The organism is Clostridia bacterium, from assembly GCA_024653205.1.
Classification (GTDB): Bacteria; Bacillota; DSM-521; order Neomoorellales; family SLTJ01; genus JANLFO01.
In genome coordinates this window covers 35,183-49,690 of sequence record JANLFO010000010.1, presented here as the reverse complement: position 1 = coordinate 49,690, position 14,508 = coordinate 35,183, and the positions used below count along the sequence as shown (strand labels likewise).

Annotated in this window: 15 protein-coding genes and 1 pseudogene; 14 read left to right on the top strand and 2 right to left on the bottom strand. The window is 61.2% G+C overall.

What is annotated here, in order from left to right:
* Window positions 1–3: 3 nt before the first annotated feature.
* Window positions 4–372 (bottom strand): annotated as a pseudogene (locus NUV99_06765) (cell wall hydrolase).
* Between the two features lie 314 nt (window positions 373–686).
* On the opposite strand from NUV99_06765, the gene NUV99_06760 reads away from it, so the two are divergent.
* From NUV99_06760 to NUV99_06730, 7 genes are all read left to right on the top strand, one after another.
* On the top strand, window positions 687–1,007 hold the full coding sequence (locus tag NUV99_06760) for a hypothetical protein (GenBank protein ID MCR4419816.1): 321 nt from the start codon (window positions 687–689) through the stop codon (window positions 1,005–1,007).
* A 483-nt stretch (window positions 1,008–1,490) separates the two neighbouring features.
* The gene (locus tag NUV99_06755) at window positions 1,491–1,685 is read left to right on the top strand and encodes a hypothetical protein (protein MCR4419815.1); all 195 of its coding nucleotides are present in this window, start codon (window positions 1,491–1,493) and stop codon (window positions 1,683–1,685) included.
* A gap of 84 nt (window positions 1,686–1,769) precedes the next feature.
* On the top strand, window positions 1,770–3,095 hold the full coding sequence (locus NUV99_06750; GenBank protein MCR4419814.1) for a 4Fe-4S dicluster domain-containing protein: 1,326 nt from the start codon (window positions 1,770–1,772) through the stop codon (window positions 3,093–3,095).
* Complete coding sequence (locus tag NUV99_06745) at window positions 3,095–3,829, top strand: heterodisulfide reductase-related iron-sulfur binding cluster (protein ID MCR4419813.1); 735 nt, start codon at window positions 3,095–3,097, stop codon at window positions 3,827–3,829. The genes NUV99_06750 and NUV99_06745 overlap by 1 nt, the downstream gene beginning before the upstream one ends.
* A gap of 46 nt (window positions 3,830–3,875) precedes the next feature.
* Window positions 3,876–4,115 (top strand): hypothetical protein, encoded by a 240-nt coding sequence (locus NUV99_06740; GenBank protein ID MCR4419812.1) that lies wholly within the window; start codon window positions 3,876–3,878, stop codon window positions 4,113–4,115.
* A 39-nt stretch (window positions 4,116–4,154) separates the two neighbouring features.
* Window positions 4,155–6,083, top strand: a complete 1,929-nt coding sequence (locus NUV99_06735) for an aldehyde ferredoxin oxidoreductase family protein (protein MCR4419811.1) — start codon at window positions 4,155–4,157, stop codon at window positions 6,081–6,083.
* A gap of 21 nt (window positions 6,084–6,104) precedes the next feature.
* On the top strand, window positions 6,105–6,605 hold the full coding sequence (locus NUV99_06730; protein MCR4419810.1) for a 4Fe-4S dicluster domain-containing protein: 501 nt from the start codon (window positions 6,105–6,107) through the stop codon (window positions 6,603–6,605).
* 129 nt (window positions 6,606–6,734) lie between these two features.
* Here the strand turns inward: NUV99_06730 and NUV99_06725 are convergent, their stop codons facing one another.
* On the bottom strand, window positions 6,735–8,807 hold the full coding sequence (locus NUV99_06725) for a molybdopterin-dependent oxidoreductase (protein ID MCR4419809.1): 2,073 nt from the start codon (window positions 8,805–8,807) through the stop codon (window positions 6,735–6,737).
* Window positions 8,808–9,080: 273 nt separating this feature from the next.
* Here NUV99_06725 and NUV99_06720 point away from each other — a divergent pair, with 273 nt between their 5' ends.
* From NUV99_06720 to NUV99_06690, 7 genes are all read left to right on the top strand, one after another.
* The gene (locus NUV99_06720) at window positions 9,081–9,866 is read left to right on the top strand and encodes a HesA/MoeB/ThiF family protein (protein ID MCR4419808.1); all 786 of its coding nucleotides are present in this window, start codon (window positions 9,081–9,083) and stop codon (window positions 9,864–9,866) included.
* Window positions 9,867–9,929: 63 nt separating this feature from the next.
* Window positions 9,930–10,202, top strand: coding sequence for a MoaD family protein (locus tag NUV99_06715; protein MCR4419807.1), 273 nt, complete (start codon window positions 9,930–9,932; stop codon window positions 10,200–10,202).
* An 839-nt stretch (window positions 10,203–11,041) separates the two neighbouring features.
* Window positions 11,042–11,206, top strand: coding sequence for a hypothetical protein (locus NUV99_06710; protein MCR4419806.1), 165 nt, complete (start codon window positions 11,042–11,044; stop codon window positions 11,204–11,206).
* A gap of 222 nt (window positions 11,207–11,428) precedes the next feature.
* Window positions 11,429–11,944, top strand: a complete 516-nt coding sequence (locus NUV99_06705; GenBank protein MCR4419805.1) for a gamma carbonic anhydrase family protein — start codon at window positions 11,429–11,431, stop codon at window positions 11,942–11,944.
* Between the two features lie 64 nt (window positions 11,945–12,008).
* Window positions 12,009–12,758 (top strand): beta-ketoacyl-ACP reductase, encoded by a 750-nt coding sequence (locus NUV99_06700; protein ID MCR4419804.1) that lies wholly within the window; start codon window positions 12,009–12,011, stop codon window positions 12,756–12,758.
* A 13-nt stretch (window positions 12,759–12,771) separates the two neighbouring features.
* A complete protein-coding gene (locus tag NUV99_06695; protein MCR4419803.1) occupies window positions 12,772–13,926 on the top strand; it encodes a thiolase domain-containing protein in 1,155 nt (384 codons plus the stop codon).
* Window positions 13,927–13,930: 4 nt separating this feature from the next.
* The gene (locus NUV99_06690) at window positions 13,931–14,341 is read left to right on the top strand and encodes a Zn-ribbon domain-containing OB-fold protein (protein MCR4419802.1); all 411 of its coding nucleotides are present in this window, start codon (window positions 13,931–13,933) and stop codon (window positions 14,339–14,341) included.
* Window positions 14,342–14,508 lie beyond the last annotated feature (167 nt).

Here is a 14,508-nt window from a genome sequence, read left to right as displayed (position 1 = left end):
GGCCTAACGGGCAAAAACGTGACGCCCGATTTGGGTGACGATTTGTCTGGTCCATATCCAGGGACTGACCCGCTTGGCCGGATTCCAGAAGTATAGCGAACCGTAAGTGGGATCCCAGCCGTTAAGAGCGTCGACGGCCGCCCGGCGGGCGCTACCGGATACGGGAGCCTGCCAAATCCAACCCCTGGACACGCTTTCGAAGGCCAGGGGCTGGTATATCACTCCGGCCAGGGTATTAGGAAAAGAAGGATGCTCTGCCCGATTCAGTACTACTGCTGCCACGCCCACCTGACCGGCGTAAGGCTCGTTTGCCGCCTCGGCCGCCACCAGGCGGGCTAAGAGATCGACCTCATCTGCCCTGGATACCCCCCGGACCGCTCGGTATGCCTGTACCGGGACTTCCGGAACCGTCTGCGGTTTACGTTCGCCGCCGACAAGCCCGTAGATTATCATCGCCACCACGGCCGCTCCCAGGCCGAGGAACAGAGGCCAGCGGCGCCGGAGTCTGTCGGCGAGTTGCGAGGCCATCAATGGTCCCTCCGCTCTTGTTATTGGGTTCAAAATATAGTCTTGGAAGTTAGAGGAGGGTTTATGCAACCCGCGGGGTGGCGTCGCCGCCGGGCCACGCATAGTATGAGAGGTGACCGGGCACAAATCCGTTTCCGGAGGATGAGAGGGGGACAGATATGAACTGGACGCCTGTAGATCCGCAAATCCTGAATCTGCTCCGTGACTTACGGCCTTTCTTGAGCCCGCAGGCCGGAGCCGCCACCGAGCTGGCAGAAACCTGCGTGGAGCTGTTGACCAGCGAAGGAGGGCAAAGGGCAATACACTCCTTCGGCCGACTCATGGGGTCCGGCGATCTCCAGACCGCCGGAGGCAAACCGGCGGCCAATCCCTTTATGCTGTTCCTGGTGTTGATCCTGTTGCTGCTTTCTTTTTCGCCGGAGCACGAACCCGAGTCCGACAATCCCAAGGTACTGCCGGCAGGCCGATCAGGATACTGAGCTGTTGGAGAACTGCCGTTTAGTTCTATATTGACGGCGCTAAGTAAATTTTGTTGGCATTATAAACCCACGGCCTACGGAGGAGTTCACTTCCATGAACTGCTACCGGTAGTGGAGAGATCTATCCACACGTATTGACTTCGAGATGAATTTCTGATACATTATTGCGCGGGAGAGGGTTGTTCACGCCAAGGAACGCACAACGGCCCATTGTCCTTGGGGAAGGAGAACTCCTCATGACTTTCTCAACCGGCGAAACCGGGGGAGCAAAGTTCGTTCAGGCCGTTAGTACAAACCTGCCGAGAAGGCCTCACCCGGTGGAGTATACCCCGCGGGTGGGCCGTCCTTTGTATCCCGCAAATGTCTGGTTCTCCGTCAGAGGATCGTCCCTTGCCGGGAGGTTTAGAGAAGGGACGAGCTTTTCCTTTTGGGTCCAGCCTAAAAAAGTCGGATGCGTCCGGCTGTCAAGGGAGGAGTTCCTGCATGGCTGAAGTAAACCTAAAAGAGATGGCGGCGCTCATCCAAAACCTGCGGGAAAGCGCCACCCAACTCTCGAGCATGTCCGAAATCCCTGCCGTAGTACGTAACTGCGAACGGATCCTGGCCAGTGTGCGCATGTTGGAGCTGAACATCAACGAGGCCCTGTGGTTGGTAGAGGACGAGAAGGCCGCGGGTTAGACAGGATAGCGCGGCGGGTGAGCCAGTTCGCGACTGGTACGGTTAACGACGCGGGCGTCGCGACTTAAGGAAAGGGAGTGGATTATGAACGCCAGCCTGCCCATACGGATAATGGAGCCCGTGCCCGACTCGAAACGTTCGGCAGTGGCCGAAAGGTTTAAGTTGCTTAAGGCCCCCGGTCCGGATGTCCAGGCTGGCGATCTGGCCGCAGTAAAGCGGCACCTGCGGGAAGTACGTGAATACGCCGCAGACAATCTAGAGGGACTGGAAAAGGAACTCACGCGCATTCTGCCCGATCGCTATCCGGAGGTCAGAACCAGGTTAGCCGCCACCGCAGGCGAGGCGGTAGAATACATCCAAGGAGTTGCTGCGGGGAAAGTTATCCTCACCAACAATTCGGCGGTGGTCCGCCGGGAGCTCAAGCCCCAACTGCAGTCGCGGGGCTTTACCGTGTGGAATTCGTACCGTCAGGAGTTTGAACCCACCCAGAAGGGCATTAACGATTATTGGGATTTACCCCGCCTGTTGGATCGAAATCTGAGCTTTGACTTTGAGGTTTCCAGGAGGCTTTCCGGACTGCCGCCGGCGAACGGTGAGGTAAAGGAGTGCGTGGCCCTCCTCGGGGTAAATGCCGTATCTGCGGCGGACGGCACGGTCTTTTTCCTTCAGCACTTCACCAACATTTACAAGGACCTCGAGCGGGCGCGCCAGGTAGTCATCGTGGTGGGTTTGGATAAGCTGGCCAAAGACGCCGAGGATGCCTTCTTTCAGGCTCGGTGCATGGGTCTCTTTGGCGCGGAAAGTATGCTATTTGAGGTTCAACCCGGCGTTCCCGGGCCCGGCGGTGAACCACCGGTGCTGGAGCCGTCGGCGGCGCTGGCAGAGAAGGGGCGGGAGCTCCATTTCCTGATGCTGGATAACGGTCGGAAGAGCCTCCTGCAGAGCAAGTTCCGCGAGCTTTTCCTCTGTATCGGTTGTCGGGCCTGCAACCAGCGCTGTCCTATCCGGCACTCGTTTACCGAGGTGGACTGGGTGTGGACGCCGCGTAACTACCTCAAACAGTTTCTGGACGGGGCCATAAGATCGATAGACGTCTGCCTGCACTGCGAGAGTTGCCGGCTGGCCTGTCCCCTGGAGATAGACCTCCCGCACCTGATGTGGGAGGCCAAACTCGACCACGTTAGGAAACACGGGGTTCCGCTGAGCCACATGGTATTGGGTCGGTCGGAATTGATGGCCAAAGCGGGAAGCATGGTGGCGCCGTTGGCCAATTACGGCATGCAGATCAAGCCGGTTCGGTGGGCCATGGAAGTGGCGGTGGGGATACACCGGGAAGTCCGGATGCCCCCCTTCCACCGCGAAACCTTCGCCGCCTGGTTCGCCGAGAGGCGGAAGGGCGGTGAGAAGTAGTGCGTAAGGTAGCCTTTTTCACCGGATGCTTTGCCAACTACTACGATCCGGAGATAGGTAAGGCCTTTGTCCGGGTCTTGGAGCACAACGGTGTAGAGGTCGAGGTGCCGCCCCAGGCTTGCTGCGCCTTGCCTATGGTTTCCAAGGGCAACATCCGCGGTGCGTTCAAGAACATGGAGGATAACGTGGCATCGCTGAGCCGCGCGTTGCAGGACGGGTGCGAGTACGTTGTGCTTACCTGCAGCAGTTGCAGCCTCATGCTGAAGCGCAGCTATCCCCATTTTGTGCCCGGTGAGGAGGCTTGTCTGGTAGCGGAGAAGACCCTTCACCTAAGCGAATACCTGAGTATGCTGGCCGAAAAGGGCGAGCTCAAGCATGACTTTCGGCCTATTCCGGAGACGGTTTTCTATCACCTCCCCTGCCACCTCCGGGCCCAAGGCCAGGCGGTAGTGGACAAGAGTGTAGATCTCCTGCGCTTTATTCCGGGTCTCACCTACAAGAAAATAGCCGGAAATTGCTGCGGGATGGGCGGGACGAACGGCTTCGAGAAGCGCAATTTCCGCCTTTCCCGGAGCATAGCCGCCAAAGTGGTGGGAGACGTAAAGGAAACGCCGGCCGATCGGGTGGTGACCGACTGCGGCATTTGCCAGCTCCAGATCGAGACCGGCGCGGGCGTGAAGGTCATTCACCCCATAAAGCTTCTTCAGGAGGCCTACGGCCTGCAAGCGGGCTGATCTCAGAAGAACTGCCAACCTATACCCAATAAAGGAGGTGACGCGTGTGGCCGACATCAAGAGCATCCACTCCACCTCTGAGGAGCTGTCAAAGACCAGAACCTACGGTAAGGTGCGCTGTCACAATGCCGAGTGCTACCACCGGATCGAGGTGCCGCCCGGAGCCAAGCAGGTGAAGTGCCCGGGGTGCGGGGCCGAGTGGCGGATCTACTGGATCGAGCCGACCGTTCCGCGGATCCGCGGTCCCGTATGGGACAGCTTCCGGAAAATGCGTGAGCAGAAGTAGTGGTTCGAGGAAACGGGCGGAAGGAAGGAGGAAAGGCGAATGCCTCTGAACCGCAAGGTAGCTATTATCGATCTAACGACTGGCGACATTGAGATCAAACCCATCCCCCTGGAAATGCGCCGCAAGTACATCGGCGGCCGCGCCCTGGACGCCTATCTCTTATACAACCATATGAAGCCGGGCGCGGATCCCCTGGGTCCGGATAACGTGGTGGTGGTGAGCGGCGGTCTGCTCACCGGGTGCCTCGCCTCGGGCGTTTCCCGCACCCACGTGTGCGCCAAGTCCCCGCTTACGGGCGGTTTCGGAAGCTGCAACGGTGGCGGATTCTTCTCCGCCGAGCTGGCCTACGCGGGCTTCCACCACCTGGTGATCAAGGGTAAGGCCAAGAAGCCGGTCTACCTCTACGTTCACAACGGCAAGATCGAAATCCGTGACGGCTCCAACGTGTGGGGCACCACGGTGCATGACTGTCAGAAGATCATCCGCAAGGAGCTGGGCGACGAGGAGGTCAAGGTTCTCTGCATCGGGCAGGGTGGCGAGAACCTGGTTCGCTTCGCCAACGTAATGACCGGTCTGAAGAACTCCGGCGGCCGTACGGGCATGGGCGCGGTAATGGGCTCCAAGAACCTCAAGGCCATCGCCGCCCGGGGCACCATGGACATCAAGATCGCCCACCCCCAGGAAGCGCTGGAGTTCAACAAGGGGTTCGTCAAGCTGATTACCAGCGCCAAGGTAAACCAGACCATGGGCAAGATCGGTACCGGCTTTATCTGGGGCGCCACCAACTCCTGGGGCGGCGTGCGGGTGCGCAACTTCCAGCTCAACCAGCTGGAGGACTCGGAAACCGTCGAGGCAGAATACCTGGACGAGATTTCCGAGAAGACCATTGGACCCAACCACATGTCCGCCTGCTACGGCTGCCAGGTCCACTGCCGGCCGCGCTACCGCATCCCCGAGGGCTGGCCCTACGCCGGCGAGTACGACGAGGGCCCGGAGTACACCTCCCAGGGAGCGTTTGCCGGCGAGCCCGGCATCCCCATCGGCGAGGTAGTACTGGTGGCCAACCATATGGTGAACATGTGGGGCCTGGATACCCTGGAGACCGGAAGCATAATCTCCTGGGCCATGGAGCTCTACGAGAAGGGCATTCTCACTCTCGAGGATACCGGCGGGCTGGACCTCCGCTTTGGCAACTACGAAGCCCTGTTCGAGATGATCCGGCGGATCGCCTTCCGCGAGGGCCTGGGCGACATCCTGGCCGAAGGCGGGCGGCGGGCGGCGGAGAAAATCGGTAAGGACTCCGCCAAGTACCTCATCGACGTCAAGGGCATGCAGAACCTGCACTCGGACGAGCGGGCCACTCCCGCCCTGGCCCTGAACATCGCCGTATCCTCGCGCGGCGCCGACCACCTGCGCGGCCGTCCGGCCATCGACCTGTACAAGCTGCCCGAGCCGGTCCTGCGCAAGATCTACAGCACCCCCATCCCCTATAACGGGCCGCTGAGCTCCGACTACCGCGATTATCAGGGCAAGGCGTGGCAGGTAGTGTGGCACGAGCACTGCTTCATGGGCGTAGACGCCGTCGGCATCTGCAAGTACCACACCACGTTCCTGGGCGCCACGCTGCCCAACTTCCCCGACTGGTCCAAGGCCATCTACTACAACACCGGTCTGGAGATGACCCCGGAGGAGATCTGGTACGTGGCCGAGCGCGGGTACAACCTGGAGCGGCTGTTCAACCTGCGGGAGGGCTGGACCGAGAAGGACGACTGGCTCCCCGACCGCTACTTCGACGAGCCGTGTGCCCTGGGTGCACCGGGCGTCAGGGGCCGCAAGATCGATCGGGAGAAGTTCAAGAAGATCCGGGACGAGTACTATCAGCACCGCGGTTGGGACGAGAACGGCGTACCTACTCCGGAAACGCTGAAGCGGCTGGGCCTCGACAACGAACCGTCCCACATACTCTAGCCTGTTAAGGAGAGGAAAGCCATGGCTAAGGTACTGATGATCGACCACGACAAATGCACCGGGTGCCGGCTGTGCGAGCTGGTCTGCTCGGTCAAGCACGAGGGGGTCGCCAACCCGGAGCGGGCCCGCATCAAGATCATCAAGTTTGAGTGGGAAGGCCGCTACATCCCCATGGCTTGCCAGCAGTGCCAGTCCGCGCCGTGCGAGGGTATTTGCCCCGTCAAGGCGATAAAGAGGGACGAGGAACTGGGACGGTGGGTCGTTGACTACGACCTGTGCATTGGTTGCCGCATGTGCGTAGCTATTTGCCCCTTCGGCGGATGCAAGTACGACAGCATTGGGGCGAAGGTTATCCGCTGCGACCTCTGCGACGGCGATCCGACCTGTGCACAGTTCTGCCTGGTGGGAGCGTTACAGTATGTGGAGGCGGAAAAGGTCACTACCCTGAAGCAGCGGGAGATCGCGGGCAAGGTGGCGACCCTGCTGAACAAGCTGGTAGAGGCGATGGCGGAGGTTTCCTAGGGAACAGACGCGGTCTGAACGAGGTCAACAGGGGGAGGGCCCATTCCGGCTTGGCCGGGGGTCCTCCCCTTCGGTTGCCGGCCCGCTTATTCGTGGACCGTTACCGTCCCGGTCCGGGGCTCCCCGGGCCTACGCCGGGTCCATCCGGCAGGGCAGCCCGCGCAGGGACAGGGACCCTACCACAGGGTCGAAGGGACCGTCGGCGGAGGTCAGGAGGTTGAGGTTGGCCTCCTCCCAGCCAAAGAAGCCTTTCGGCCCCTTCTCCGGCAGCCACCAGCCGTAGCTAGGCACGATCACCTTGGGGTGCAAGGAGGGATCGTGTCTCACCTTCTGGGTGATGCTCCCCCACCGCGTACTGATCCTGGCCGGGTCTCCCTCGCCCAGACCCAGGGCCCCGGCGGTGTCCGGGTGTACCGCGACCAGGGGTTCGGGTTCGCGCCGGCGCAGGCGCTCGAGCTGACGGTGGGCAGAGTGGAAGTAATAGGGGCTCTTGGCCGAAGTGAGCAGCAGCGGGAAGTCGTCATCGGGCTCCGGCAGGTCCAGATGCGGTGCCGGCAGCGGGTCGAGCCCCCAGGCGGCCAGGCGGTTCGAGACAATCTCGAACTTGCCGGATGGAGTTCGAAACCCGTTTTCCCGATACTGTTGGTAGGCCCTGTTTCCGGCCAGGACCAGGGTCTGCCGGAGTTGGTCAAAAGTGACTCCGGCCGGAGCGAGTACCGCGTTGATTGCCTCCTCCTCGTCCTTCCAGAAGAGAGACCCGAAGCCCAGGCGGTCGGCCAGTTGGGCCAGCAGCCGGAGGTCGGAAGGACAGCCCGCAGGTGGATCCACCGCTTTGGGGCGGGCCGCCACCCGTCCGAAGGGTTGGGTGTAGAAGGCCAGGTCGTGGTGTTCCAGGCGGGTGGCTACGGGAAGAACCACATCCGCCAGGGCGGCGGTAGGGGTCATGAATACCTCGGCCACGGCCAGGAATTCCAGGCCGGCCAGGGCTCGGCAGGTCTTTCTGGAGTCCGGATAGGTGAGAAGAGGGTTAGAACCCTGGACGTAGGCGGCCTTTATGGGGTAGGGCCGAGCGCCGATCATGGCCTCAATCACCACGTGATTGGGAACAAAGCCCAACTGGGCGGCCAAAGGGTACCGTGTGCTGAGAATGGGGCGGTGGGCATGCTTTACCCGTTCGTTGAGCGTGAACTCCCCGCCCTTGAGCAGAGGCAGGGCAGGAGGCCGGAGGTCGCCGCCGGGAACCTCCAGGTTTCCGCAGATGGCGGACAGGATCAGGAGCATCCGCGCCGTCTGCACACTATTGGGGCCATGCTCTATGGCGTTACCCCACTGCAGGCAACCGGGGCGGTGCTCGGAATAGAGGCGGGCGGCGGCAACGACCTCGTCGGGGGAGAGCCAGCAGGCCCGGGCCAGGTCTTGCAGGGAGTAGGAGCGCAGACGGGCTTCCAGGGCCTCAAAACCGACGGTCCATTTCCGGACGAATTCGCGGTCGTAACGGCCTTCCTCGATGATGACCTTGAGCATGGCGAAGGCAAGGCAGGAATCCGATCCGGGCCGAAGACGCAGCCAGAGGTCCGCCCTGGCGGCCAGTTCGGTGCGGCGCGGGTCGACCACGATGAGCTTGGCCTTTCCGGCCAGGGCGCGCCGCACCTCGGAGGCCGGGGTTCCGTCCGCATTGGTGGAGGTGACGTTGCTGCCCCACACCAGAACGCATTCCGGGCTCCCGGAATAATCCGGTAACGGATAATAGCCACAAGTGAGAAGCCCACCCGCGACCCGGGGCATGAAGCACACCGCCGCCGGAGTGACGAGGTTGGGGGAGCCAAAGGCGTGGGCAAAGCGGTTCAAGGCCAGGTACTCCAGACCCTTCGGGGCTCCCTGGAGGAAGGCCACCGCCTCCGGCCCGCACTTGTCTCGGACACGGGCTAAGCCGGCAGCAGTAAGGTCCAGGGCCTCCTCCCAAGTGACCTCCTCCCACTCCCCGGCTCCTCGCGGGCCTTTCCTCTTCAAGGGGCGAGTCAGCCGGTAAGGGGAGGAAAGTCTTTCCTCAAGGGCCGGAGCCTTGGCACAGGCGTAACCGGCGCTGGGTGGGGGAGATGCGGGGTCTCCTCGAACCCGCCGGATACGGTTATCCTCAACCTCGACGATCAATCCGCATCCGCCGTGATCCAACCCGCCGCAAACGGTTCTTACCTCCGGCATGGTAATTCCTAACCCCCTCCGGTTGAGATGAGGCGACGCGGGCCAGTTGATTGTTGTGTCTTGCCAGCAGTATAGCACAGGCGGGAAAACGGCGGCAACGGTGAACTGCGCCGCCTTTTGGCCGGCAATCGCTCGGCCCGGAAACGGCTTGCGCACGTGGCGGCGGTACGGTAAAGTACTGTTAAATGCGGGACCCATAAAGACCAAAGGAGCGGGAAGCCGTCGACAGTGTTTGGCCGGCGGCTACGCCGGAGCGAAAGAGAGGTGAGGGAAGTGGGTACAAGGGAGGGAGACACCGCCCGGTCTCGCTACGAACGCCAAATCATCTTCCCGCCTATCGGTGAGGAGGGACAGGAGAGGCTGCGGCGGGCTCGCGTGGTCGTGGTCGGGGTAGGGGGGCTGGGCTGCCCGGCGGCCACCTACCTGGCCTGTGCCGGCGTGGGCCACCTTACGCTTATAGATTCCGATACGGTAGAGTGGTCCAACCTGAACCGGCAGATCCTGCATTGGGAGGAAGACGTGGGGCGCGAAAAGGTGGTCTCGGCAGTTTCCAAGCTCAGACGGTTGAATTCCGAAGTGGATCTCAAGGCCATACGTACCCGCGTAACCGCCGAGAATGCGGAAGAACTGTTGGCGGAGGCCGAGGTGGTAGTCGATGCCCTGGACAATGTGGAGACCCGGCTGGTGATTAACCGGGCCTGCCACCGCCGGGGTAAGCCTCTGGTTCACGGCGGAATCAACGGATTGATCGGTGAGATAACTACCATCCTGCCCGGCCGTACCCCATGCCTGGAATGTCTTTTGCCTTCGCCGCCCCCTCAGCCGCCCCGAAGGCCCTTTCCGGTGGTGGGGGCTACCCCCGGTGTGGTGGCTGCGCTCCAGGTTATGGAAACCCTCAAGCTCCTGTTAGGCTTCGGTGAACTGCTGGCGGGGAGGGTCCTCTACCTCGACGGGGAAACCATGAAGTTCGTAACTGCCTCCATCCGTCCCCGACCGGGTTGCCCGGTGTGCGGTGGGGTTCAAGGCGAGGCGGCCGGCACGGAGCGCGGGAGTATGTGAGACCCAGAGGCAGAAGCGAGACGAGGATACACCAAAGAAATTACCTTAAGGAGGGGAGAAACCGTGGGCGTCAGGATACGCGTGCACCCGTTTTACGTGGAAAAGGTAGGCGGGCAGGAAGTGGTGGAGGTAGAGGGCAAGAACGTTGGCGAATGCCTGAATGTATTGCTCAAGCGCTATCCGGCCATTAGGGAGGACCTCTTTGATAAGAACGGCCAGCTCCGCAACCACGTGGAGGTGTACGTGAACGGCCAGCCCACCTATCCGGAGGAACTAAAGTATCCGGTAAGTGACGGCGATGAGTTGGACATCGTGGTGATCGCCACCAGCGGATGAACGGTGGACAAAGGCCCAGGAAAGTGCAACTAGGAGAACGGTTGCGCTCGGCCATGTGAGACGAAGCTATCTGGATTTGGTAGGGCCACAGGCCTATTGGCAGGCCTTCAACCGGGTTGAAGGCACCGGGTACCTGCGGTAGAATTAGGCTAAATCTAGCCGGTCAAAGGCGATGCCGGAGGAAAGTAGGCTGGGTGGGACCCGGACAGGGAGGAGGGGCCGTGGACTGAGAGCCTCTTCGGGCGACGCCTAGTTGAAGTTCCCTCCGAAGCTGTCCGCTGAACGACCGATCCGGTTCGGTTCAGTAGGCGGCACCGGAGCCTCCGCCGTTAGAAGGAGGACGATATCGGGGATTTTGGCGTCCCCCGTATCGGTCGAGGCGGGTCCGCCAAGACGGACCAAGTAGGGTGGTACCGCGGAAGAGAACTCTCCGTCCCTAGGGGCGGAGAGTTTTTTTGGTCCTTGAGGGTAGGACGGCAGCACGGTGGGTAGACGGTTGGTTCCACCGGTCCGCCGGGGGCCTGACGCCTCGGGGGCTCCAGGACCGGGCGTTCAGGCGCAGCAGGACGGTAGGGTGCGGCCTTGACCGGCGTGGTCCGGTCAAGGCCGTGCTGTGTTCTCAGGCCGGGCAGAGGCCCGGCGTTCACCGCGAGACGGGTAGCCCTTGCACTGGGCCGTCCGGGTTCGCCCTTTTGGGCTAATCCGATGCCGCTCCGAGGCTAATCTGGTTTTGCTCCCTTTAAGGGATGTCGCCTTGGCGGGCAGACCCCTATAATCGGCCTAGTAAGAAACCAGATAATCTGGCTGCTCTACGATTACAGACTTGGCAGAGGGTAGAGGTGGCCGCGGCGGCAGTAGACGTCGGCGTCAAGACCACCAGGGCGGTCATCCTCCTGTTGGCAGAGCTGGTAGCGGTTGCTCTTGCACGTTTAATCCTGGCGGTGTATACTTCTGAGTGGTGTCGGGTAACTTTTCGGGTGTTTTTATGGCTGAACGAACGGTAAGGCCGGTACTTAAACGTTTTCCAACTGCGAAAGCGACCCAATATTGGGTTCGCATCCTTATCAACCACCCCACCCATGGTTTGGCAGCCGGACACGGCTGCCGCTTTTTATCCTCAGGGCGGGGGGAAGGCGGCGAAAGTTTCTGAGCAGGAAACCTCCGGGAGAATGTAGAATGGACTTCATGACGGCGGCAAGATACGCGTTTCGAGAGGAGCAACGGCGGTGGCCATCTACTCTTTTGAGGGCAAAACCCCATCCATAGCTCCCAGTGCCTTCGTTCACCCGGAGGCTACCCTCATAGGAGAGGTAGTCGTCGGCGAAGGGTGTTTCGTCGGGCCGGGTGCTCGTCTTCGGGGGGATCTGGGCCCCATAATTATCGGTGCCGGTTCCAACGTGCAGGACAACTGCGTGATGCACTGCCTGGCAGAGCATCTTCCGGTCAGGCTCGGTCCCAACTGTCACATCGGACATGGGGCCATCATCCACAGCGCCGTCCTGGGCTACCACGTTACCGTGGGTATGGGAGCCATTATTATGGACGAGGTGGAAATCGGCGACGAGTGCATAATCGGCGCCGGGGCGCTGGTGACCTCGCGAACGGTCATCCCGGCGGCCAAGAAGGTCCTGGGGGTGCCGGCACGGATCGTGGGTGACGTCTCGCCGGAGATGCAGGAGTTGCTCACCCGCAATACCGGTGTTTATCACGCTCTGGTTCGCCGGTACCGGCTTGAGGGATGACTTCAGGCCGGTTTGGCAGGGTACCCGAGTTCAGCGGCTCAAGGGAGGAGGTAGGAATAGGTATATGCGCTTACAGGGAAGGGTAGCGATTGTGACCGGGGCCAGGCAGGGGATCGGCAGCGCCGTGGCCGAGGCTTTTGCCGCCGAGGGAGCCGATCTGGTCCTGCTCAGCCGCAAGCTTTCCGAGGAGGACGAGGTAGTAAAGAAGTGCCGGGAATTAGGTCGGAGGGTGCTTACGGTCCAAGTAGATGTGGGCAACCGCGGGCAAGTAGAAGAAATGGTGGAAGCGGCCATGAAGGAGTTCGGCCGCATTGACGTGCTCTTCAACAACGCGGGCTTTACCCGGCCGGCCATGCTGCTCAAGATGACGGAAGAGCAGTGGGACGCGGTCATCAACGTGCACCTCAAAGGCACCTTTAACTGTACCCAGGCGGTGGCCCGCCGAATGGCGGAGCAGAAGTACGGCCGGATCATTAACGTCACCTCCTCGGCCGGTCTGGTGGGTACCATCGGGCAGGTGAACTACTCGGCGGCCAAGGGAGGTATTGTGGCTTTTACCAAGTCCGCCGCCCGCGAGCTGGCCGAATACAACATTACCGTGAACTGCATCTCTCCCATGGCCAAGACGGAAATGACCACTAAGATCGCTACCGATCCCCGGTTCCGGGAGAAGTACCTGGCCCGTATCCCCATGGGCCGTTTCGGCGAGGTGGAGGAGATACCGCCGGCGGTGGTTTTCTTGGCCTCGCCGGAAGCAAGTTTCATAACCGGCCAGGTATTGTGCGTTGACGGCGGCATGGTTATGGGCGGTTAGGAGGGAGTTCAGAATGGCTAAGGACGTCGCCATCATCGGAGTGGGTCAGAGTGCTTTTGTCAGAGGTTATGAAGGGTCCATACGGGAATTGGCCTTCGAGGCCTTCCGGGAGGCCATGGCAGATGCGGGCATAACCGTAAAGGATATCGATGCCTCCGTTATTTGCTCCGCCCCGGAATACGACAAGCAGCGCAGCCCCTCCGGGCTGATCGCCGAGTATCTGGGGCTTAATCCCCAGCCCACCTTCTGTCTGGAGACGATTTGTTCCTCCAGCAGTATGGGCTTACGGGCCGGGTATTCCCTGATAAAGTCCGGGTTGCACGACATCGTAGTGGTTTTGGGTTTCCAGAAGATGTCCGAGATCAGCTCTGCCGACTCCCAGGAGCGCATGGGTCGCGGGGCAGACATCATGTGGGAATCGCCCTTCGGGACCATGATGCCGGCCTACTACGCCATGCACGCCCGGGCCCACTTTGCCCGCTACGGTACTACCGAGAAAGACTTGGCCCTGATCCGGGTGAAGTCGGCCAAATACGGTGCCCTTAACGAGAAGGCGGTATATCGCAAGGGCCTCAACCTGGAGCAAGTCCTGACCTCCGAATACATTTCCACCCCCCTTAAGAAATTCGACTGCTGCGCCAATGCCGACGGAGCTTCCTGCCTTATCCTGGCTCGGGCGGAGAAGGCCAAGGAGATCAGCCAGAAGCCGGTCTGGATCTTGGGCCTAGGTGCGGCCAGCGCGCCCATGACCCTTACCGGACGCGAGGATCTTACCGGATTAAGTTGCGCCCGTGAGGCCGCTCGTCAGGCCTATGCCATGGCCGGTGTGGGGCCCAAGGACATCGATGTGGCCGAGGTACACGATTGTTTCACCATCGCCGAACTCATGGCCTACGAAGATTTGGGCTTTGCCGAACCGGGCAAAGGGGCAGAGTTGATCCGCGAGGGCGAGACCTATGTTGAGGGTAGGATACCGGTCAATGTGGACGGAGGATTGCTTTCCAAAGGGCACCCGATCGGGGCCACCGGCGGTTCCCAGATACGCACGATTGTACTGCAACTCCGGGGTGAGGCCGGGCCCGTGCAGGTAAAGGGAGCGGAGATAGGTTTGGTGCATAATATCGGAGGCGTAGGCATTTACGGGGCGGTTACCATTCTGGGGAGGTAGGCACATGGGCTTCGAGAAATTCGGCCGGATCAGCTTTACTGCGCAGACTAAGGTCGCGGCGTTCGTAGATCACCTCGAGCGCGGAGAGGTCGTAGCCAGCCGCTGCACCCAGTGTGGGGCTCGCTATTTTCCCCCACGGGCGGATTGTTACCGTTGTCTCTCCGATAAGGTAGTCCTCGAGCCCATACAGGGCACGGGACGGCTGGTGAGTTTCACCACTGCCAACTACGCCCCCACCGGGTTCGAAGCCGACGTCCCCTATACCTTGGCCATGGCCGAGTTCGACGGTCTAAAGGTCTTTGGTCGCATGAGCAAGGAGGTGCCGGAGCAGGAACTCGCCGTAGGGCTGCCGGTTCGTCTGAAGGTGGTAAGGATGCCGGACGGGCAGCTTAGCTACGAGTTCGTCAAGGCCTAGAGGGAGCACGGATTATCCCCGCTTTCCTCCGGCAGTCCTGGTTCCACCGAGTACCTAAAGCCTCGCCGGGCACCGAACTCGGCGCAAGCGACTGTGGAGGCGGGCCGAAGGCCACGGATGGCCGAAGCCGCGCCGGCGCCATGGACGGGTTCTTGCGCGGTGTGCCC

Excerpts from the sequence above, each read along its gene's own strand:
- NUV99_06760 (MCR4419816.1), top strand. The coding sequence starts at position 687 with ATGAACTGGACGCCTGTAGATCCGCAAATCCTGAATCTGCTCCGTGAC.
- NUV99_06730 (MCR4419810.1), top strand. The coding sequence starts at position 6,105 with ATGGCTAAGGTACTGATGATCGACCACGACAAATGCACCGGGTGCCGG.
- NUV99_06690 (MCR4419802.1), top strand. The coding sequence starts at position 13,931 with ATGGGCTTCGAGAAATTCGGCCGGATCAGCTTTACTGCGCAGACTAAG.
- NUV99_06735 (MCR4419811.1), top strand. The coding sequence starts at position 4,155 with ATGCCTCTGAACCGCAAGGTAGCTATTATCGATCTAACGACTGGCGAC.
- NUV99_06700 (MCR4419804.1), top strand. The coding sequence starts at position 12,009 with ATGCGCTTACAGGGAAGGGTAGCGATTGTGACCGGGGCCAGGCAGGGG.
- NUV99_06695 (MCR4419803.1), top strand. The coding sequence starts at position 12,772 with ATGGCTAAGGACGTCGCCATCATCGGAGTGGGTCAGAGTGCTTTTGTC.
- NUV99_06755 (MCR4419815.1), top strand. The coding sequence starts at position 1,491 with ATGGCTGAAGTAAACCTAAAAGAGATGGCGGCGCTCATCCAAAACCTG.
- NUV99_06725 (MCR4419809.1), bottom strand. The coding sequence starts at position 8,807 with ATGCCGGAGGTAAGAACCGTTTGCGGCGGGTTGGATCACGGCGGATGC.
- NUV99_06750 (MCR4419814.1), top strand. The coding sequence starts at position 1,770 with ATGAACGCCAGCCTGCCCATACGGATAATGGAGCCCGTGCCCGACTCG.